Annotated in this window: 14 protein-coding genes and 1 pseudogene; 6 read left to right on the top strand and 9 right to left on the bottom strand. The window is 52.8% G+C overall.

Translation table 11 applies throughout. The features are described from left to right. Nucleotides 1-443: 443 nt before the first annotated feature. Entirely contained in the window at nt 444-3,683 is a 3,240-nt protein-coding gene (locus EL645_RS38820; RefSeq protein ID WP_126557693.1) for a DUF6788 family protein, read from the bottom strand. Between the two features lie 565 nt (nt 3,684-4,248). On the opposite strand from EL645_RS38820, the gene EL645_RS38815 reads away from it, so the two are divergent. After that, complete coding sequence (locus tag EL645_RS38815) at nt 4,249-6,054, top strand: sensor histidine kinase (protein ID WP_126557692.1); 1,806 nt, start codon at nt 4,249-4,251, stop codon at nt 6,052-6,054. 297 nt (nt 6,055-6,351) lie between these two features. On the opposite strand, the gene EL645_RS38810 is transcribed toward EL645_RS38815, so the two are convergent. Next, entirely contained in the window at nt 6,352-7,317 is a 966-nt protein-coding gene (locus tag EL645_RS38810) for a threonine/serine dehydratase family protein (RefSeq protein ID WP_126557691.1), read from the bottom strand. A gap of 25 nt (nt 7,318-7,342) precedes the next feature. Continuing rightward, nucleotides 7,343-8,191: a TrmB family transcriptional regulator gene (locus tag EL645_RS38805; RefSeq protein ID WP_126557690.1), complete on the bottom strand. Its 849-nt coding sequence runs from the start codon at nt 8,189-8,191 to the stop codon at nt 7,343-7,345. Between the two features lie 145 nt (nt 8,192-8,336). On the opposite strand from EL645_RS38805, the gene EL645_RS38800 reads away from it, so the two are divergent. The 4 genes from EL645_RS38800 to EL645_RS38785 all read left to right on the top strand — a co-directional run bounded on the left by EL645_RS38800 (nt 8,337) and on the right by EL645_RS38785 (nt 12,185). After that, entirely contained in the window at nt 8,337-9,227 is an 891-nt protein-coding gene (locus tag EL645_RS38800) for a PhzF family phenazine biosynthesis protein (protein WP_126557689.1), read from the top strand. 166 nt (nt 9,228-9,393) lie between these two features. Further along, complete coding sequence (locus EL645_RS38795; RefSeq protein ID WP_218032298.1) at nt 9,394-9,858, top strand: MarR family winged helix-turn-helix transcriptional regulator; 465 nt, start codon at nt 9,394-9,396, stop codon at nt 9,856-9,858. 169 nt (nt 9,859-10,027) lie between these two features. After that, complete coding sequence (locus tag EL645_RS38790) at nt 10,028-11,023, top strand: nitrilase-related carbon-nitrogen hydrolase (RefSeq protein ID WP_126557688.1); 996 nt, start codon at nt 10,028-10,030, stop codon at nt 11,021-11,023. Between the two features lie 751 nt (nt 11,024-11,774). After that, the gene (locus EL645_RS38785) at nt 11,775-12,185 is read left to right on the top strand and encodes a tautomerase family protein (protein WP_161978054.1); all 411 of its coding nucleotides are present in this window, start codon (nt 11,775-11,777) and stop codon (nt 12,183-12,185) included. A gap of 236 nt (nt 12,186-12,421) precedes the next feature. Here EL645_RS38785 and EL645_RS38780 read toward each other — a convergent pair. The 4 genes and pseudogenes from EL645_RS38780 to EL645_RS38765 form a co-directional block, all read right to left on the bottom strand. Next, nucleotides 12,422-14,955 (bottom strand): annotated as a pseudogene (locus tag EL645_RS38780) (excinuclease ABC subunit UvrA). A 65-nt stretch (nt 14,956-15,020) separates the two neighbouring features. After that, nucleotides 15,021-15,263 carry a UbiD family decarboxylase domain-containing protein gene (locus EL645_RS38775; RefSeq protein ID WP_281276507.1) on the bottom strand — a complete coding sequence of 81 codons (243 nt, stop codon included), beginning with the start codon at nt 15,261-15,263 and terminating at the stop codon, nt 15,021-15,023. 216 nt (nt 15,264-15,479) lie between these two features. Then, entirely contained in the window at nt 15,480-15,641 is a 162-nt protein-coding gene (locus EL645_RS38770; RefSeq protein WP_126557686.1) for a Tn3 family transposase, read from the bottom strand. Nucleotides 15,642-15,791: 150 nt separating this feature from the next. Beyond that, complete coding sequence (locus EL645_RS38765; RefSeq protein ID WP_161978053.1) at nt 15,792-16,556, bottom strand: CPBP family glutamic-type intramembrane protease; 765 nt, start codon at nt 16,554-16,556, stop codon at nt 15,792-15,794. A gap of 886 nt (nt 16,557-17,442) precedes the next feature. Between EL645_RS38765 and EL645_RS43715 the strand changes: the two genes are divergently transcribed. Further along, nucleotides 17,443-18,816 carry a glycoside hydrolase family 16 protein gene (locus EL645_RS43715; protein ID WP_246035728.1) on the top strand — a complete coding sequence of 458 codons (1,374 nt, stop codon included), beginning with the start codon at nt 17,443-17,445 and terminating at the stop codon, nt 18,814-18,816. A gap of 169 nt (nt 18,817-18,985) precedes the next feature. Here the strand turns inward: EL645_RS43715 and EL645_RS38755 are convergent, their stop codons facing one another. After that, the gene (locus tag EL645_RS38755) at nt 18,986-19,759 is read right to left on the bottom strand and encodes an SDR family NAD(P)-dependent oxidoreductase (RefSeq protein ID WP_126557684.1); all 774 of its coding nucleotides are present in this window, start codon (nt 19,757-19,759) and stop codon (nt 18,986-18,988) included. Between the two features lie 92 nt (nt 19,760-19,851). Next, nucleotides 19,852-20,835 carry an NADPH:quinone oxidoreductase family protein gene (locus tag EL645_RS38750; protein ID WP_126557683.1) on the bottom strand — a complete coding sequence of 328 codons (984 nt, stop codon included), beginning with the start codon at nt 20,833-20,835 and terminating at the stop codon, nt 19,852-19,854. Nucleotides 20,836-20,976 lie beyond the last annotated feature (141 nt).

Genomic DNA, 20,976 nt, shown 5'->3' with positions numbered 1-20,976 from the left:
TCTGCATCCCGCCTTCGCCGTTCTTGCGCTTCGGCGGCCTCATATGTCTCAAGGGAGAGCAAGATCAAACCCAAACGGTGGATCTTGAGCAGCACCCCAAAGAGGGCCGCCTGATCAGGCAAGGGCCGACAAGCCTCGTGGTTCCAGCTGGCTCATGGACCATCATGAGTCCAGCTAACCAGTCCTGTCAGAAAGGATCAAGGTATCCTTTGATCCGAATGTGATAGTGCATCAGCCGCTTCTCCCTGTGTGGTTCTCTCCACACACACAAGCATAGCGCATAGACAGCCTGGAGACAGTCGTCAAAAGTCTACCGCAGGGAGAATATTGCGAAGGGAAAGAGTGGTGTGTTGGGGTTCTCCGTTGGGGAGGAAAATCGAAGTCGATACCGCCTGCCACCTGGGAACCTGCTGTCGCGCGTCCCAGGTGGTGGTGGAAGCTGTTTAGAGGAGAGAGGCGGCACGTGCCTGGGCAATCGCCTGAGTGCGGTTCTCTGCTCCCAGTTTCGCGAGCAGACTGCTGACATGTTTCTTAACGGTGGATAGCTGGATCACGAGTTCGTTGGCGATCTGCTGGTTGGAGGCACCCTCTGAAAGCCACTGCAAAACCTCCTGCTCACGCTCGGTCAGCGGCTCGATGATCTGTGATGAGGCAGATGCAGCGCGTTCTGGAACAGGCACAGCTTGAGATGCTTGGATTAGAGGGACATGAGGCGAGCTCTCTGACTTTTCCTCTTGTTCAAAGGCAGCCAGCAGGCGCAAGATGTAGGGCCGAGAAACGGCCACAGCCGCTCCATCGGGTTCATCATCCTTCGGCTCTACGTCCAGCAGCGCTGCCAGAGCCTGGTGCATCGGTCTCCCTTCATCGAGATAGACACGCAGATGGCCTTCTGGTTCTGTGAGCGCAAACAGGCGTGCCGCGACGCACATTGCTTGCGCACTCTTGCCCGCGTGATGCAAGGCGAGCAGGTGTAAGGCGAGAAACTCGACTACCGTGTCAACAGAACCTTCTCGATCAAGGTGGTGACTGAAGCGCGAGAGCATCTCGCCCGCCTGCTCGTAGTGCTGTTGGGCCACGAGTACCCGCACCAGCATCAGCAGTTCCCAGCGACGTAAGGGATTCCAGGCATCGGAGGAGAAGGTGGTTTGCGCCGCCCATGCTGCTGCCTCTGCCAGCTTCCCCTGAGCCAGCCACAATTTGACGCGCAGAACAGTGACCCAGGGAGCATGATAGGCCAGCCCACCTTGCTCAAGCAGGGCTTTAAGCTGGTGTAGAGCCTCTTCTGCTGCTGCCAGATCTCCTCTTGCCAGCCCAAGCTGGGCTGAAAAAATCTCGGTAACGGCCAGGAGTTGCATGTGTTGCCAGTTTTGCGCAAGACGTCGCAAACGCTGGAGCCAGTCGGGGGCCTCTTCCAGCCGATTCCAGGCGTAGGAGATCACGAACAGGCAATAATACAGATAGCCTTCCCAGGGAGTATGCGCACCAATCTGTTCAGCCAGGGCGAGGGCTTCCAGACATTCCTGCTGTGCCTGATGTAATTGGATGGCATATGTCGAGCGGATTTGAGCTGACCAGCTTAAGACACGGGTCGCCATCAAGAGATCTCTTTCTTCCAACAACTGCTGCTTCGCCGCGCTGAGCCGGGGAAGCAGGGGAACCCCGTATTCCTGGTACATGGTGGTCAGCCAGAAGGTGAGGTAGAGCGGGATAATGTTGCAATGGGTATCCTCATCTGGAGGAAGCGCATCAAGTTCACGAATCAGATTCCGCAAGCGCCCGGCATCGTTCTGCCTGAGGATTCCTCTGAGTTCGATCAAGGCTCGCAACTGGAGCAGACGCTGCTCGATCCATACCGCCTCGGATTTGGAGATCTCGCGGTGTGGTTGTTCCTGCCGCAGCCGTGTATGGGGAGGAGGAAGGAGCGCTTCGAGGCGTGTAAAGGTGTGCTCTACCTGGGCAACTATGCCAACATAGATCTCCTGGCTACTCAAATTCACCGCGTCGAAGAAGCGAAATGCGGCACCAAGAGCCAGGTACAAGTGTTCACACAGAACAGCGTCTGGCAGCGAGAAGACCCAGCTATGCAGCGTTTTTGTTTCTCCACGAGACCAGAACGATCCCGAAGCCCTCTCCATCAAGGAGGCGGCATAGACGTGGTCAGAGGCAGCCAACGCGTGGGTAATAGCCTCGCGCCACTCACTTCGAGCCTCATAGAATCTGGCAGCTCGCAGGTGCAAGAGCGGCACCAGTTGGGGATGGCTGGAGTGGAGACGAGCGAGCAGGGCCTCTCGAAAGAGATCATGATAGCGATACCACTGGCGCTGCTCGTCGAGCGGGACGAGAAAGAGGTTGGCCTGCTCCAACGCCTGTAATCTCTGCTGGCTCTCAGACTCGCCTGAAGCATCGGTAACGGCCTGGCAGAGAGCCGCATTCATGCGAGGGACAATCGCTGTCTGCAGCAAAAAGTTTTGGAGGGACTCAGGTAGCGGCGCGAGAATGTCCTGCTGCACATAATCCAGCAAATGCCGATGGGTACCCGCAAAGTTTTTCACAAAAGCAGCGTGATCTGACCGTTTGCGCAGGGAGAGCGCGGCCAGATGCAGCCCGGCGATCCAACCCTCCGTCCGCTGGGAGAGGGTGCTCACGTCGTCTTCCGAGAGAGGCAGGCTCATGGCATTACGCAGAAAGCTGGCAGCTTCAAGCTTGCTGAAACGCAAATCCTGGTCGCGAATCTCCAGGAGTTGTCCACGCACGCGTAAACGCGAGAGCGGAAGATCAGGGTCGGTGCGGCTGCTCAAGACCAGGTGCAGGCTCGTGGGCAGATGCTCGACCAGAAAGAACATGGAATCAATGATGGCCTGGTCAGCGATCACATGGTAGTCATCCAGAAGCAGGATGAGGCCTTGCGCGTTCTGTTCCACTTCCTGAAGCAAGGCTGCAAGACAGATTGAGAGCGGCAGAGATTGGGGTGAGTGCAACAGGGTGAGTGCCGTCTCTCCCAAAGCGGGATGGCACCTGCGCAGGGCTGCAATGACCAGGTCCCAGAAGCGAATCGGGTCATTGTCCAGCTCCTCAAGAGAGAGCCAGGCCAACGCCTGCTCGCTTGCTTGTGTCCTCCCGCCGCGTTCCTGTCCCCTCTTTGACGCTGCCCATGCCGAGAGCAGGGTGGTCTTGCCACTCCCGGCAGAGGCTGAGATGAGTGTCAACGGGTGAGTGCTGATGAGATCCAGTTCAGTCAGCAAGCGAGCACGCTCTACCAGAAAGCTCGGTGGACGGGGGACCGAGAGTTTGCTGGAAAGGAGCAGGCCCTTCAACTCAGATGATGGCGCATCTGGCCTGGGCCGAGCTGTGGCAGACACAGGTTCTCCGATCAGGGCATGTGCCTCCTGCTCTAAGCGAGCGAACGTGACCTGATCCGTGCGTCCGAGATAGCGTTTGCGGGTGCGCTGACCCTGCCTATGATAGGCGTACCAGTAGCTGCTTCCACGAGGTCGGGCTTCTTTGAGGACTGAAAGCCGTCCAGCCTGCCCCACAAAAGCAAAGGCGGTGTGTATTTCCAACCAGCCAGAGAACGCGGAGTCATCTCCTGAGTGAAACCATTGAACAGATTGTCCCTGGGTTTGGAGTTCATAGCGCGGGGGGTCGTTTGACCAGATGAGCGTGTGTTGAGGTGGTTTGGGCATAGTATCCTTCCTATGATGTTGGGAATCATCTCGTTAATACCCAACAGAGGCGAGTATACCACAGAACCAGGGAAGCGAGCAAAGAGGCGGCCGGAGACCCGCGCATCCCTCAGAGAAACACAGACGGAGGAAGAGCCATTTCTCCTCTCTCTCCGATGCCTTGTAGAGCCTCTCAGCGAAATGGCCCACTCTTCTTTGAGTCAAAATTTCTACTCTCTATAGATCTCCGGACTGACATAGTCAAGGGCTAAATGACACCATTTCCGGCTGCAAAAGGCTTCCAGGTAGGATAAAATCGCTTGCCCTGCTTCTTTTCAAGTCCGATCGGTCTGGCAATCGACACACTCTTCCATATTGTCTATAGATCACTTTGTATACCATGTTATAATAAATGAACAAACGCATCGATGAATGGCACATTGTTACGATGAAACTTCTTGTAGATACCTACCAAGACATACCATGGGCAGCTGTTTGGTATGTGATGTCTGGTAGCAACAAACCCGTACACATGTTCTGTGACCTGGTAAAGAATACTATATAATCCAGGAATTGAGGCCAATCATTGCGGGAACAGTGGAATCAACAAGAGAACCCCGAGTTAACAACCCTCTTTCAGGCAGTGTTTGAACCGATGACTGTTGGTGTATTCCTCTATAATCGGGCGGGTTATGTTGTGCACATTAATACGGCTTCACAAAAAATGCTTGAGCTACAACCAGAAGAAATCATTGGACGATACTATTCAGAGTGGCCTGAGCGTTTTGGAGCACGAACCGAACAAGGGCAATTACCTGTCGACAGTAGCCTTCAGCACACTCCTTATTATCATGTTCAGCAGCAAGACGCCTGGATGCATCTCTCTTCAGGCCGGGAACTACTGGTCAATGTAACCAGTTCACCTCTCTTTGATCAGCACAATCGGCTCATTGGATACGCATCCCTCATGCGTGATATCACGCACGAATGGGAGAAAGAGCATCACACACTGAATGCATTTACCTCCCTCCTGAAACTCGTAGAGGAGTTCGCAACGATTCCCGATCAAAAGCATTTCTTTGGACAGGATGAAACTGGGGAAGTGGCTCCTATTATGGCGGCTGGGCAGTTACTTGCTGAAGTGGTTTCACAAGTTATCAGTTGTAGCTATATTGATATCTTCATGCTTGAGGCCCCAGATGAACGCCAACATATCATTGGTATCAGCGGCCTTTCTGCTCGTGAGCAACAACAATTGCGTAAAGAAGTAGAGGGTACTCCGCTCAGGGACTATATCGATGCAACTGCTATTGCAGATCTCCATGCCAATCATGTCGTCCCCCTTGATCTTCAACAAAAACCATATGTGACAACTCATACACACTTTGGCGCCCGCTACCGCCTGATCGCGCCGATGGTCTTGCATGGCCAATTAATTGGAATTTTAGTGATTGCCAAAACGGATGCGACATATGCGCATGTCACCATGGCTTATCCTCAAGAAGAGATTGCGCTGATTGTAGGAACGGCGAAACTGATTGCGCTGGTAATTGAGCGCGTCCATTTATTGCAAAACTGGGCTGAGGTACGCGCGAGTGAAATGGCATTGAAAGAATCGAACCGGCGGTATGATCTTTTTGTGAATCTGGCCAGCCATGAGCTGAGAACGCCACTTACCACCTTTAAAGGCAATGTTGACCTGGCATTACGCCGACTCCATAAAATGAGGCAGCAACATGCAGATAAAAGTGCGGTGCTGGAGAAATTGGCGTGTATCCAGGAACCTCTAGAACATGCCGTGGTAGGTGCCAATATGCAGGCACGCATGATTAGCGACCTGCTCGATACGTCTCGGATTCAAAGAAACACGTTCACGCTACAGATGGCACCTTGTAACCTGCAAGATATTGTAAGAACCGCCATTGAAGGTGCTCAAATGTCTATGCCTGAGCGCAAGGTGGTACTGCATCCACCAGAAGAGAAAGCAACACTTCTCATCGCCGATGCCGATCGCTTGACGCAAGTGGTCGCCAACTATCTCAGTAATGCACTGAAATATTCGCCCGTGAATACATCCGTTGAAGTGAACATCATGTCTACTAATACCGATGTTCGCGTGTCCGTGCATGACAAAGGGCCAGGTTTAACTGCTGAGAATCAGCAGAAGATTTGGGATCGATTTTATCAGCTCCCGGATATTATCGTACCGGGGAACTTTGCCATGAATGGTTTAGGACTTGGTCTCTATCTCAATCGCATGATTATTGCGTTGCATCAGGGGCATACCGGAGTCATCAGCACTCCCGGTCACGGATCGACGTTTTGGTTCCAAATTCCACGAGTACCTGAACCAGATCCACCACCCACACATGAAATGTCCACGCTAGTCTGATCAATTCGTACCAACAAACACTTTCATGCCACTGTTCAATAGTAACAGCAATCTATTTGTCTTTGATCGCTCGTTTGGAGTGAGTGTAGCAAGTGTACCTCGAGCCATAGCAAACGCACGTCCCTTTGGCCCGCCCAGGCGATTTTCCGCGTGGTTTGGGCGCCCACGCAGGTGTGCCCAACTGAGCCAAAATGGCAGGCATGCATCGGCGTACTTGCCGAGGGGTGACAACCTCATTTCATCAGCGTTTTCCTCTCTCGGTTGATAGGGAATATTCCTTTCCACCACTGCTCATCACTACATTGCGGTAAGTGACCACAGCGTTTCGAGCGTCGTATTACCACCACTCGCGATCGCGACTACCGGTTTGCCCGCAGGCAATGAGCCTTGATAAGATCGTGCTGCTGCCAAAGCAACGGCACCAGCAGGTTCAAGAACCAGATGTGTTTCAGCCAGCGCACTGAGGGTTGCCATAGCAATCTGGGTTTCACTGACCGTCACGATCTCATCAACATAGCGGCGAAGAACGACATAGGGTAACTCGCCGACTGCTTGGACGCGAATCGCATCCGCAATGCTCTTGCTCGCCGCCGGCAGCGAGACCAGCTTTCCTTGCGTGAACGATTGCCAGGCATCATTTTCCCATTCTGGTTCCACACCAATGATCTGAATGGAGGGATGAACGAATTTGATCGCAAGCGCGATGCCGGCGATTAATCCGCCCCCACCAATCGGGACAAAGACAGCAGCGGGAGCACACTGCTCCATGATTTCGAGCCCAATGGTTCCCTGTCCCAAAAGAATGTCTCGGTGATCATAGGGGGGAATGAGCGTCAGTTGGTGTTCTTCTGCCAATTTCTCGGCGAGGTCTCGTCGTGCCTGAGACATAGGTTCAGCCCACACAATGGTTGCTCCTGACTTCCGGGTGCGTTCGACCTTTAATGCGGGTGCATCGGGAGACATCACAATGGTCGCAGGCATCTGCTGGAACTGAGCGGCCAATGCCACTGCCTGCGCGTGATTGCCGGTGGAATAGGCGATGATTCCTCGTCTGCGCTGTTCTTGCGTCAGTTGTGCAATGCCATAGGAAGCCCCGCGCATTTTGAATGATCCAGAGCGTTGGAGGTTCTCGGCTTTGAGCAGGATGGAGTGCCCTCCAGGAGTCAACAACGAAGGAGCTTCCAACACAGGTGTCGTGATGATATATGGAGCCAGCATGGTCTGAGCCATGCGAAGATCAGAAAGCGTAATGTCCAGGTTCATCGGTCTGCTCCTCAATGCGCAGTGGTTATTCAGGAGGGGTGAGCGTTCCCTCTAACAAATGACGCAAGGGTTGATGGGGGTCGAGGCCAGCAAGCGTGATGCGGCTACTCAGATCGGTCAACTGCGTTGTCAGTTCGCTCTTGAGGTTTTCTGGCAAACGAGGCCAGAGTTGTAACGTGAAGCGTTCGTGGGCAACATAAAGACCGATGACGTTTGCCAGATAGCGATCCCAGGACCAAATTCCTGCACTGCTAGTCCCATCCTCGGTGAGAATACCGATGATCCCATGTGGCCATGAGGCGAGTAGCAGAAGCCGTCCTTGCTGCGCGTCGCGAATATCATCAGCCGCGAAATGCTCAAACGCGTCAGGCCATGCTGTCGGAGGTGCGCCAAAGGAAATTGCTTCGATCGGAAGATGATGTTGTTTGGCTTGTTGGAGAGCCGGGGCAAGCGCTTCCAACTCAGATGGAAAGCCTGCAAGAAAGAGCGGCCGATGGGCTTCCCGAATAACTGTGCGACACCGCTGTAGAAGCGCTTGAGCATCGGTAATCGAGACGACCTGCGCTGCTTCATGACTCCCTTGAAGACGATGAAGAGCAAGTTGTGCCTGCTGAGCAGCAAGAGAGAAATGCTCCTGCTGGAGAGCAACAAACTGTGAGAGAGGAAGCGCAAGAAAGCGATCTTCACTGGTACGCATAGCCATCTGTTTTTCAACTAATCGTCCAAGGCAGGCATAGACATTTCCACGGGCAATCCCACTTCGCTTGGCGACTTCGTATCCGGTTAACGGTCCAAAGTGCAATAAGGTAGCATAACTGCGAGCCTCATTATCGCTGAGTCCCAGAAGCATCAGATGATGTATCAGATCTTCCATCACGTGAACAGAACTCCTTTGTATCCGAGTGCATTTTCTCAAAGAGTCTCTTGCTTTAGTATATCTGATCGGGTATACTAAAGCAAGAGGCCTCTCCTCTGATTGCAGAGAAGCACGCGCGTCACAGAATGCGTGGAAAGGAAAAATGCGCTTGGGTATTGCTATCTATCACTATTCCGCTTTTTCGACAGTGCCAGGTAAGGGCAATCCGGCGGGTCTTGTTTTTGAGGCTGACCAGCTTACAGATGAGCGAATGCAAGAGATTGCTCGTCTGGTTGGCTTTAACGAAACGACTTTTATCTGTCAATCCACGACAGCAGATCTCCGCCTGCGCTATTTTACGCCTGGCCATGAGATGAATCTTTGTGGTCATGGCACGATTGCCGCTCTCTACGCGCTCAAAACGAGAAACATACTGGCAAACAGCACAGAGTTGTTGACCTTGACCGTAGAAACCAGGGCGGGTCTCCTCCCGATGTCTATCGCAACGCGAGAGGGGCGCCCAGTTGTCAGGATGCAGCAGGCCCAGGCGGAGTTTCGCCGGTTTACCAGATCTCCAGATCTGCTTGCGGCCGCCTTAGAGCTTGATCCCGCTGACCTCGATCAGAGCCTACCTACCGTTTACGCGAGCACCGGCACCTGGACATTGCTCGTGCCAATTCGCACGCTCGCAGCCTTTGAGCGTATGGAGCCTCATAATGAGCGTTTTCCTGAAATTTTACAGGAAATGCCGCGCGTTTCTGTTCACCCTTTTTGCCTTCAGACCTACGATCCACAGGCTTTACTCCATGGGCGTCATTTCTCCTCGCCCTTTTCCGGCACACGTGAAGATCCCGTGACTGGTACTGCCTCGGGTGCTCTGGGAGCCTATTACATCGAATACATCAAGCCTCTTGATCATTTGCGCCTGACCATCGAGCAGGGACACGAGATCGGGCGTGCCGGGCAGGTGATTGTTGAAGCGGAGCATTCTACGAGAAGTATCCAGGTGGCTATCGAAGGCACGGCGATTTACGAGGCATGCTGGGAGATCTGAAGCTTCCGTCCAGGCCACATAAAGCAGATTATTATGATCCTGAGCTACGTAAGGTGTTACCAAAGGATACATTATCACGCAGTGCCAGGCCTTGACAATATGTTGTATATACACTATGTTAAGGCCATAACAGTATGTTGTATATGAAACTATAGCAAGGATCGTAATGATGAGCACTGAGACAACCGATGCCGACGTGGTTGGCGAGATCACTCGCAACTGCCTGCTGACACGCGCGCGTCGCATATCGCGCATCGTAACCAACCTGTATGATCAGGAACTGCGACCTTATGGCATCAATGCTCCGCAGTTCTCGTTGCTCGTGCTCATTGCGAGGCTTGGAGGAGCCAGTCGCGCTGAGATCGGACGTGCCAACTACCAGGAGCGCTCGACCCTGACACGCAATCTCGCGCTTCTCCTGACAGAGGGGTGGGTCGAGGAAATGCTTTCTGACCAAGGCGGTCGAAGCCGTCCACTGGTCCTCTCGCAGGCCGGCAGAGCATTACTGGTTTCGGCAGCGCCTGCGTGGCGAGCAGCGCAGATGAAAGCCAAACAGTTGCTCGGCGAAGAAGGCGTGACTGCCATCGTCGGCGTGGCCGACAGCATCCCGCTTGACGAACTCGTGGAGTAAGCGGCCCATAGCGTTGTATATGTAACTTATAGCGTCACTAATGTTGTATATACAATATTCAATGGAACACATTCCGTCGTGTCAAGCTCGTAAAGAAAGCAGCCCTAATGTTGTGTATACAACACAGAGCGTAATGAATTCCGTAACGTTAACTTGAAAGGAACATACCATGAACACCATCGTGAAAGCCGCCGCCGTGCAGATCAGCCCCGTGCTGTACAGCCGCCAGGGTACCGTTGAGAAGGTCGTGAAGAAGATCCGTGAGCTGGGCAAACAGGGCGTCCAGTTCGCGACCTTCCCTGAGACCGTCGTTCCCTACTACCCCTATTTCACCTACGTGCAGGCACCGTACGAGTTGGGGAAGGAGCATCAGCGTCTGCTCGAAGAGTCGGTCACGGTCCCGTCTGCCGAGACCCGTGCGATCGGCGAGGCCGCAAAGGAGGCGAACATGGTCGTCTCGATCGGCGTCAATGAGCGAGACGGCGGCTCGATCTACAATACGCAGTTGCTCTTCGACGCGGACGGGGCGCTGATCCAGCGCCGCCGCAAGATTACGCCAACCTATAATGAGCGGATAGTCTGGGGCCAGGGTGACGGCTCGGGCCTGTGCGCCGTCGAGAGCGCCGTTGGGCGCATCGGACAGCTCGCCTGCTGGGAGCACTTCCAGCCGCTCGCACGTTACGCGATGATTGCCGATGGCGAACAGATCCACTCGGCGATGTATCCCGGATCGTTCGCCGGTCCGGGGTTCGCGGCGAAGATAGAAGTGAGCATCCGCCAGCACGCCCTCGAATCCGCCTGCTTTGTCGTCAACGCGACGGCGTGGCTCGATGCCGATCAGCAGGCTCAGATCATGAAGGATACGGGTTGTGCTATCGGGCCGATTTCCGGCGGCTGTTTCACCACCATTATCAACCCCGAAGGCCAGATCATTGGCGAGCCTCTTACAGCTGGTGAAGGTGAAGTGATTGCCGATCTTGACTTCACTCAGATCGACGCTCGCAAGAGACTCATGGACGCGCGCGGTCACTACAGCCGCCCCGAACTACTCAGTTTGCTGATCGATCGGACGCCCACTTCGCCCGTCCATGAGCGCGCCGCGCACCCGAAAGCTGAGGCTTTGCGCGCGACTGTCAACGAAGAGAGGATCATCGAGGTTCTGTAATCTGTACATAGTGGAACGAAGTTGTTGATTTTTTGGCAATTCCTCTGCTGATCAGAGGGCATTTCTCCTCGTCTCGTTTCCTCGAAATTGGTTTGGGCGCGCCAAAGGAGGGAAAGCTCTCTCGCCAGATAATTGCCGCAACTCCAACAGCTTCATTCCACTATGTACACATTGCTCAGCTTATCATGCTTTAACAAGCCAAGTAAATTCTGGCCTGCTCTTGTTGCATGCGTTTGTGTTTAGCCTCACGTTCGCGTTGCTCACGCTCCACATGCTGGGCAGCCCTGGCCCGCTTAGCCTGTTCTTGCTGCTTGAGTCACTTGTGTGCACAGAACAGATGCAATCTTTTCGCAGTTTTAAACCATAAATCGTCCAATTTTGGATAATTCCTGCATGTTTATGTGTCAAAAGCAAAACAATAGCAATCTTAGGTGTAGGTTTCGATTTGCCTCGATGACCGTGGGCACCATCTGGAAAGAGGTGGCACGCCTGGGTGGCGAACCATCTGGAAAGGCTGGCTTGAATTGCAAACGCTACTTGAGGGGGCTCACCTCGCTTTTCACCTCCATTTGTAAAATGTGGGTAAGAATCAGCAATAGATGTGGGGCGTCGCAATTGGCGTTGGTTTCGTCAATTTCGCCCATACGACCCGTAGCTTTGTGATTCTCCAAAGCGTGTTTTGGCAATGGAACGCCGTAAAGTTTTTCGGATAGGCACATTCTTGACGAGTTACCATATGAAGGAGGCTATCATGCCACTCTATACATGTATAACGCAGGAAGGAACCCTCTCCACTGAACAGCGGGCCTTTATCGCCACGGAGATCACTCGTATCCATACAACCTACACCGGGGCTCCCGCGAGCTTTGTGCGGGTCATTTTCGAGACAGTAGCGCCCGAGAGTATCTTTGCAAGCGGCAGGCCTGCCGTCAACGCCTTTATACTAGGCATCATTCGGGCGGGCCGCAGCACAGAAGTCAGGGCACAGTTGCAAAACGATCTCTGGACCATGTACAAAAACGCCACTGGTCTGACGGACGAGCAACTCTTCTTAGCGGTTATGGAGATTCCCGGGAGCAACGCAATGGAACTGGGTGCGATCCTGCCTGAGCCAGGGCACGAAGCCGATTGGTTCACCAGCCACGGCCTGACCAATCAATAAGTGTGAGCTTTACTCCCTTTGGGCGAGATCGTGTTTTCACAAAGGAAGAGGTCTGATCCGGAGCAGGAGTCCGCGAACAAATATCATGCGCGTGCCGTGCACTGGTGGTGCCAATCTTTGCTTTGTAACATACGTTACCACCGGTGATAATGTCATGACTGGATGCCAGGCAAAGCGCAGGCTGACAACATCAGTTCTTGATGCGTTATGGCGGGTTGAGGTGCAAGGCTACGATGTCAATTTCCTATAAACGCCGCCAGGTAGGGTGCTGTCTTACTTTCTTTTATGGTTGCCACCTTGCTCGGCGGGCCTGCCGCTACGATTTTCCCTCCCTCGTCTCCCGCGCCCGGACCGATGTCTATGACCCAATCGCTGCTGGCCACCATACGCATATCTTGCTCGACCACGATCACAGTATTTCCGGCATCCACAAGGCTGTTGAGCTGTATCATCAGTTTATCTACATCTGCGGGATGCAGGCCGGTCGTAGGCTCATCCAATATGTACAATGTATATCCCTTTCCCGCACGCTGCAACTCCGTCGCGAGCTTGATACGTTGCGCCTCACCGCCAGAGAGCTCTGGCGCTGGCTGCCCCAGGCGCAGGTATCCCACCCCGACTTCACGCAATACATCCAGGGAACGCTGTAAAGGTGGCTCCTCCTGAAAAAAGGCCTTTGCTTCATCTACCGTCATCGCCAGCACATCTGCTATGTTTTTATCGCGATAGACAATCTCCAGCGTTTTCGCATTATAGCGCGCGCCGTGGCAGGTAGGACACGGCGCATACACACTTGGGAGGAAAAGGAGTTCTATCATTACCGAACCCTCTCCCTGGCAGGTTGCGCAACGTCCCTTCGGCACGTTAAAGGAGAAGCGCCCCGCGTCATAACGACGTGCCTTTGCCATCTTCGTAGCTGCAAACAGTTGACGCACGTGGTCAAATAAGCCGGTATATGTGGCAAGATTAGAGCGGGGCGTGCGGCCAATCGGTTTCTGGTCCACCACGACCAATCGTTTGATGTTTTCCATTCCTGCTGTAATCTTACCGCTTTCGTTCACTGGTTCCGGCTGCCTCAGTTCTTCACCCTCTTCTGGCGCAGGCGCTTCGTAACCCAGGCGGGCTGATAGCAGGTCCACCACCGCCTGGCTCACCAGACTGGACTTTCCCGATCCTGAGACACCCGTGACGGTGACGAACACCCCCAATGGAAAGGCAACGTCAAGTTGGTTGAGGTTATTTCGTGCGATGCCCTCCAGAATGAACCATCCGTGGGGTTTGCGCGGTTCGCGATATGGCATTCTCTCTTCGCAAAAAAGATAGCGGCGCGTGCTGGATGCGGAGACCTTTGCAAGACCGGGAAGTTCGCCGCTATAGAGCACCTGACCCCCCTGGTCTCCTGGGCCAGGTCCGACATCGACCACCCATTCTGCATGGCGAATCACATCAAGATCATGTTCTACAATAAACAGGGAATTGCCTGCGGCTTTGAGTTTATCCAGCGCTCTTAGCAGTGCGGCGATATCGGCTGGATGCAGTCCCGCGGAAGGCTCATCCAGTACATAGACAACACCAAATAAATTGGAGTAGATCTGCGTGGCCAGGCGCAACCGTTGTAGCTCGCCAGGGGAAAGCGTTGGTGAACTCCGCTCCATCAGCAGATATCCTAAGCCAAGGTCCAGTAATAGTGACAGGCGCGCATATAGATTCTGCGCAATCTGCTGCGCAACCGCGACACGCTCAGGATGGAACTCTATCTCCTTCTTCTTAAACGCCCTCCCAGTGGCATACCACTCCATTATGACTGCCAGTTGCTTTAGTGGCAGCCGGGCCATTTCAGCGATATCCCGCCCGTCAAATTTGACAGCCAGTGCTTCTTTTCTCAGCCGCTTCCCATGGCATTCGGGCATATTCTACTGATCATGTAGCGCGCGACTCTTTTTTTCATCGACGCACTCTCTGTATTCGCAAATGTGTGCATCACATGCCTCTTTGCACTGGTGAACGTACCCTGATAACTCGGTTCCATCCTCCGTCTGTGGGCTTCTCTGACCTCTTCGGGCGTAAAGCCCGCATAGACAGGTACCACTGGTTGCTCGTCCGTAAACAATATCCAGTCACGTTCTGCCTTTGGTAATTCGCGCCACGGCTTATCTACATCGTGACCCAGCGACACTAGGATGTCGCGGAGATTTTGTCCCTGCCAGGCGGTTGGCCATGCCGCCACTGCCCGTTCGCGAATAGTGAGGGAATCGTCCGGAACCATGGAACGTTCTGTGACATCGTATATTCTGCCTAATCCATGGCAAACAGGGCATGCCCCCATGGGTGTGTTGGGAGAAAAGTATTCCGAGTCCATAAACTTCACGTGAGGTGGATAGTCCCCTGTACGTGAATAGAGCATGCGCAACAAATTTGACAACGTCGTCACACTTCCCACCGTAGAACGTGTGGTAGGCAGCCCTCGTTGTTGCTGCAGCGCCACCGCCGGGGGAAGTCCTTCAATTTCATCTACTTTAGGCACGGGCATCTGGTGAAATAAACGCCGCGCATAAGGAGAGACGGATTCAAGATAACGGCGCTCTGCTTCAGCATACAACGTCCCAAATGCCAGAGAGGTTTTTCCTGAGCCGGATACACCTGTAAATACCACCAGGGTATCACGGGGAATGATAAGGTTCACATTCTTCAGATTGTGCTCACGTGCGCCGCGTACACACACAAAGCGTGTATCTTTGGCCGCGGAGACGTTGGAATTGTGGTTCAGCATGCCTGCTCCTATACATTCACCTATCTGCTATGCTCTGCTATGCGGTCTCACATTTCTTATTAGCGTCAAAATAGTGCTGACTGGATGATAACATAGGGACAAAAAAGGATCAGTTTATGGCTCATGCCCGGTGGATCAGAACTCGAGTCGAGCGAAATGATGGAAGCCGTTGGCACAACCACCAGGTCCTTGCTCGGAGTGAAGCGCGTGGAGAGCGCCCACATCACCTGTTTCAGGTCGAAAGGATCAATATCATCATCCACGACAATCACAATTTTACAGTAGGCGATGCCATGTGTGGTGGTGATGGTGCGTAAACATATACATTATATATATATCACGAAGACACGCCAAAAAAGATGCCATGGATATCCATGCGCATGTGGGGGAGCCTTACAGGCTACGCGCCTGTGTGATTTCACACTGTGGTCTTGACCCGTTATCATCAAGGGGCGAAACAATTTTTGCACACATCCAATGAATATCTTGGCCTGAACCCTACTAACTCTCTCCTTAAATTCGCTTTAAATATCAGGCAGACGCAGTGGGTGCAGATTGTCCAGTGAACGACCTGATTGATGGGTAAAGCTATATTGCCCTATCAGGTTAATATGCTCCCATCCCAGGGGAGTGATGTGGGGAAGGTACTCTTCAGGAATGATCTCACCTTGCTTTTTATGAGTCATCCCGGATTTTTGAAAAATCCGAAAAATGGGTTTCGCGCTCCCAATGCGGGAGGTGCAGGAGGGCGGCGAGCCCTCCCTGCCGGGCGCGGGGACACCCCGCGCCCCGGCAGGGAAGACCCTGCACCCCAGTTTTGGAAACTTTTTCAAAAGTTAGGGTGACTCATATACCAGGTGCTTACTGTCGCACACAATGATAAGAGCAACAGCCAGCCATAGAGTTCCGGCATAGATGCCATACCACAGCGCCTCCTGCGCTGGCGTAATAAATAGTGGGCTAAACACCACCAGGGAGCCCGTCGAGCTTATATGGATAAGTTGAGCAAGCAAGATGCTTTGTGTATGAGAATAGACCCAGACAATCAGGAGGCGAATCGCCATCATAGCCACAATAAAGGAGAGAGCAAAGGACAGCCAGAACATACCATGCGGGTACGCAGCACCTAAAAAATCAATAACGGGTAGATGCCATATACCCCAGAGCAGCCCAAGTAGGAGGCCAGCAGAGAGCACGCTTCGCCCTCTTTGCATCCTGGGAAAGGCAAAACCCATCCAGCCAATCTCCTCAAGGAACCCCGGAACGATGCCATAGAGAATCCCTTTGGGATTGAGATGCGGACTGAAGCTTGACGAGAGCAACGCATGCAGAGAGAAGAGCACAGCCAGGACAAGCACTGGAGGAATAAGTATTGCTGCATACCAGCGCACATTTACGCGCCAGTGGCCTATCCGTGAGAAGAGCTCTCGCAGGCCCTCTCGACCATCGAGCATGCCAGTCAAGACAATCCCCGTTACACTGGGACCAAGAAGCAGCACCGGAAACATCAGCAACCCATTAATCTGCGTTATCGCCCTGCCCTGAATCACGGTCGGTAGCACAACCAACAGAGCCCCCAACCAGGAGATTGTATACGTCATACAAAAGTAACTGCTAACAGGATGGCGCTGAAGATATGCTTTTGCTTGCTGCATGAGTGAGCCTCTCATCCTTAAGATTTTTTTCTACGCTATAAGCATCATTAACAGCATCTAAGCAATTTATAACCTATGTATAATTTTTTGTCTATAGCAAAACCTAACATACATATAATTATTAGAGGTGCTTGTAAGAGTGAGCCTGGCCCGCTTTTGTAGCCTCTACAAATCAAACTCACTCAACTCTATTTTGCCTTATCGCTGAGCACGGGAGATGCAGAAGAGCCATAAAAGCGGGTCAAATTCAGATATACTATTCTCAAAGGTACTGCGTGCTGTGGGTACCTATGTAATGTTGCGACGGGCTGGAACGGCTGGCCCGTGAATGCCTGGATGGTATATTGTTGATGGATTTGGATTTTTGAGAAACTCTGGTCTAGTGGTCTAGATGTATTGACATATAACACGAAAAAAGGTATATTTTATGCAGATAGGTTCCCGAGGAATACAACGTACTTCATGGTCTGGATATCTTATCTTTTTTCTGGCCGTTGATGCACGAGGTATTTCGCATAAGTAATGCAGATAAGGCAAGATGCCTATCTTTGCTATTATCTGGGCATATCAAGGAGGAATGCCTTATGGAACTTTTTCGGAGGGTCCCGGTTTTTTATTGCAGTGGGCGGGCTTGTACTCGCCAGCCTCGTGACGGCAGTGGCTATACGAACAAGGATGTGAGCAATATGCATGCCACCTCTTCTTTTCCCCGTAAATATTCTGTTCCCAATCAAGGTGTTACCATTGGTGCGTCCCTACAATCAGCCACATTGAACCTCAGAGCCGCATAGACATTTATAAACTCAAGTTTTATCTTGAAGAGGAGATTTTCATGTTTGCGCATAAGAGGTACCTCATGCCTACAGGTCAGCAGAAATACATGCAATTCGTTGCTCGTCGCATTGCGTTACTGACTGTTAGTGTATTCGCCTTGATCCTGGGAACTACTCTGACCATTGCGCCTTTTAGCGCGGCGCCAAAAGCCCACGCAGCTTCCTGGAACGAAATTTGGAACGATGAATTCAACGGCTCCGCCAATTCGCCAGTGGATTCGCAATGGCAGTTTGATCTTGGTACAGGCTGGGGCAACAATCAACAGGAGACGGATACAAATAGCACAGCCAATATCTATCAGGATGGAAATGGCAATCTGGCAATTAAGGCCATCAATAATAACGGTTCCTGGACTTCGGGACGTATCGAAACCACGAACAGTAGCTTTGCAGCCCCGGCAGGCGGAGAGCTAGAAGTTACTGCTTCTATCCAGCTGCCCAATGTAACTGGCGCGGCTGCTCAGGGCTACTGGCCCGCCTTCTGGATGCTTGGCTCTGGTATACGCAATGGCGGCGTATGGCCCAATATTGGTGAGATTGACGCTATGGAGAGCGTCAATGGGACTAATGTGGAGTATGGCACGCTGCACTGTGGCGTAAATCCCGGCGGCCCTTGTAACGAAACAAACGGTTTGGGCGGCAATACCCCTTGCCAGGGAACAACCTGTCAGGCAGGCTTCCATACCTACACCGTCATTGTAGATCGCAGCACCTCTCCTGAGGAGATTCGTTGGTATCTCGATGGGACAGAATTTTGGCATGTCGCTTCCAACAACCCTGGGATGGATGCCACAACGTGGGCCAATGCAGTCGATCATGGTTTTTTCATCATTTTGAACGTGGCGATGGGTGGATATTGGCCGGGGTATCCCACCGGCTCAACACAGTCGGGGGCCCATATGAATGTTGACTATGTTCGCGTCTATACCGCCAACGGCTCCACTGGTGGCGGCTCTGGAGCTCCCATTGGTCACACTATTTGGCTCCAGACTACCAATAATTACAATTATGTGAGCGCCCGCACTGACCAGGCCAATACGCCTCTGGATGCAAACGTGACCCGGGTACAGGCCTGGGAGGAGTTCGACGTGGTTGATGCTGGCAATGGACTCATTGCTCTGAGGGCACATGCCAATAACAACTATGTGAGCGCGCGCAAAGATCAAACCAATTCGCCTCTGGAGGCAGTTGCTACCCAGGTGCAAGCATGGGAAGAATTCGTATGGCTCCCACAGAGCAATGGGACGGTCGCACTACAAGCCGTGGCTAATAACAACTATGTGAGCGCACGCACTGACCAGGCTAATACGCCCCTTGATGCAAACGTGACCCAGATCCAGGGCTGGGAGCAATTCACGTGGGGAATGGTCTAGGGGCGTAGGTATATAGCACTCGTTGTACCTTCGCTACGAGGTATGGATTGGTAGTTATAAATACAATGACACTCATTGTTGTTCTATATCTCCGTGATCTTCACGTCAGTTTGCGTGCCAAAGGCGCGCAAACTGACGTGAAGATGATTTTGTAGGTATCTCACGCTATCTATTGTACGGTGAGTCCACCATCCAGGACCAGCACCGCGCCAGTCATAAAGCTCGCTTCGTCGCTCGCCAGGAAGAGTGCCGCATTCGCAATATCGTCAGTTGTCCCGAGCCGGCCCAGCGGAATAATGCTACTCAGTTTTTGCTGCGCGAGCACGGGATCACGATACGTAGAGGTCATCGTATCAAGCATGGGCGTTGCTGTAAAAGCAGGCGCAATAGCATTCACACGGATATTTGAACGGGCCAGTTCAAGGGCTGCTGTGCGGGTGAGTTGGATACAGGCAGCTTTTGAAGAGGAGTAGGCGGCATAGCCAGGGTTGCCCACAATCCCGGCTGCGCTCGCCGTATTGATAATCGAACCGCTCACTCCGGCCTTCAGCATCGCTGCCGCGCCATATTTCAGCCCCAGAAACACCCCCTTCGCGTTCACTGCGAAGACGCGCTCCCACTCGTCTTCTTCTAACTTGATCAGTGAGGTATGCCTTTCACCCGTTCCAGCATTATTAAATAGAACGTGCAGAGCGCCAAAGTGCTCAACGGTGGCTTTGACCGCCACATCCACCTCTTGAGCCACTGTGACATTGAGCGGCAAAGCCAGGGCCGCCCCTCCCTGCTCCACAACCAACCGCACCGTTTCAGCAATGCCATCAGGATTGAGGTCGCCGACACCCACCCGCGCTCCTTCGCGCGCGAATAGCAAGGCGGTCGCGCGTCCGATGCCGCTACCTGCCCCGGTAATCAGGGCAACCTTGCCCTTGAGTCTATCTCCCATAGTGAAGCCTCTTCTCTTCGAGTTTCGTCCAGCTACTTCAAATAATCATGACGTGACAAGCTTTTATCTCAACAATACCACTCAATCAAGCACTACAAGTGATCGGCAACGACTACAATTTTACCCATTACCTGGCGCGCGGCGATCCGCTTGATGGCTTCAGCACCCTGCTCCAAAGGGAAGGTGGCTGAGATAAGAGGCTTGATCTTCCCCTCGTCGATCCACATCAGCAGCTGACGGAAGTTTTGCATGGTATGTTTGGGGTCGCGCTGCGCGAATGAACCAAAGAACACTCCGATGATAGAGCAGCCTTTGAGCAGTGCCAGGTTGAGGGGGATGCGTGGAATCTCTCCGTTGCTGAAGCCGATGACCAGGAAGCGGCCTCCCCAGGCTGTGTTGCGCAGCGCAATCTCCGAGTAAGGACCACCAACCGGGTCATAGACAACATCCACTCCATTCCCACCCGTCAGCGTTTTGAGGCGCACCTTGAGATCTTCGCGGCTATAATTGATCAGTTCATCCGCTCCGTATTGGTGGCAAACGGCCAGTTTCTCGTCGCTCGAAGCTGCTGCGATGACCTTTGCTCCCATCAAGTGACCTAGTTCTACTGCCGCCAGACCCACACCACCAGCCGCTCCTAGCACCAGCAAAGTCTCTCTCGGCTGCAGTCTGGCCCGGTCTTTGAGCGCATAGTACGAGGTTGCATAAGGCATGGCGAAGGCGGAGGCTGTAACAAAATTGAGGCTCGATGGAAGATGAATCAGACTCTCCTCGTTCGCCACGACCTCCTCGGCAAAACCTCCCCAGCCTAACACGCCCAGAACATGGTCGCCCACTTTCGTGCGCTTTACTCCCTCGCCAACTTTTGTGACAATTCCGGCCACATCACTTCCGGGCGCAAAGGGCATGTCTGGCTTGAACTGGTACTTGCCCTCGATGATCAACGTGTCGGGAAAATTGACGCCACAGGCTTTGACTTCTACTACCACCTGCCCTTCGCCAGGCTCAACCGGCACGATATCCTCCAGTACCAGTTTCTCCGCCGGGCCAAACTCTTTGCATAGTAGAGCTTTCATCTCATTCTCCTTCTCCATTGAATGAATATATGCTGCTATTAGAATGTCTGGACTGTACTATACTATTTTTCTATTGTTCCAACAATAACATACTCGTGCTGCAATGTCAATGAGAAACTATTAAATATTTCTGTTTCCAGG

Origin of the sequence: Dictyobacter kobayashii (assembly GCF_003967555.1) — a bacterium.
GTDB classification, from domain to species: domain Bacteria; phylum Chloroflexota; class Ktedonobacteria; order Ktedonobacterales; family Ktedonobacteraceae; genus Dictyobacter; species Dictyobacter kobayashii.
Note: the sequence above shows the minus strand (reverse complement) of the source record. Positions and strands in the feature narration are given on the sequence as shown.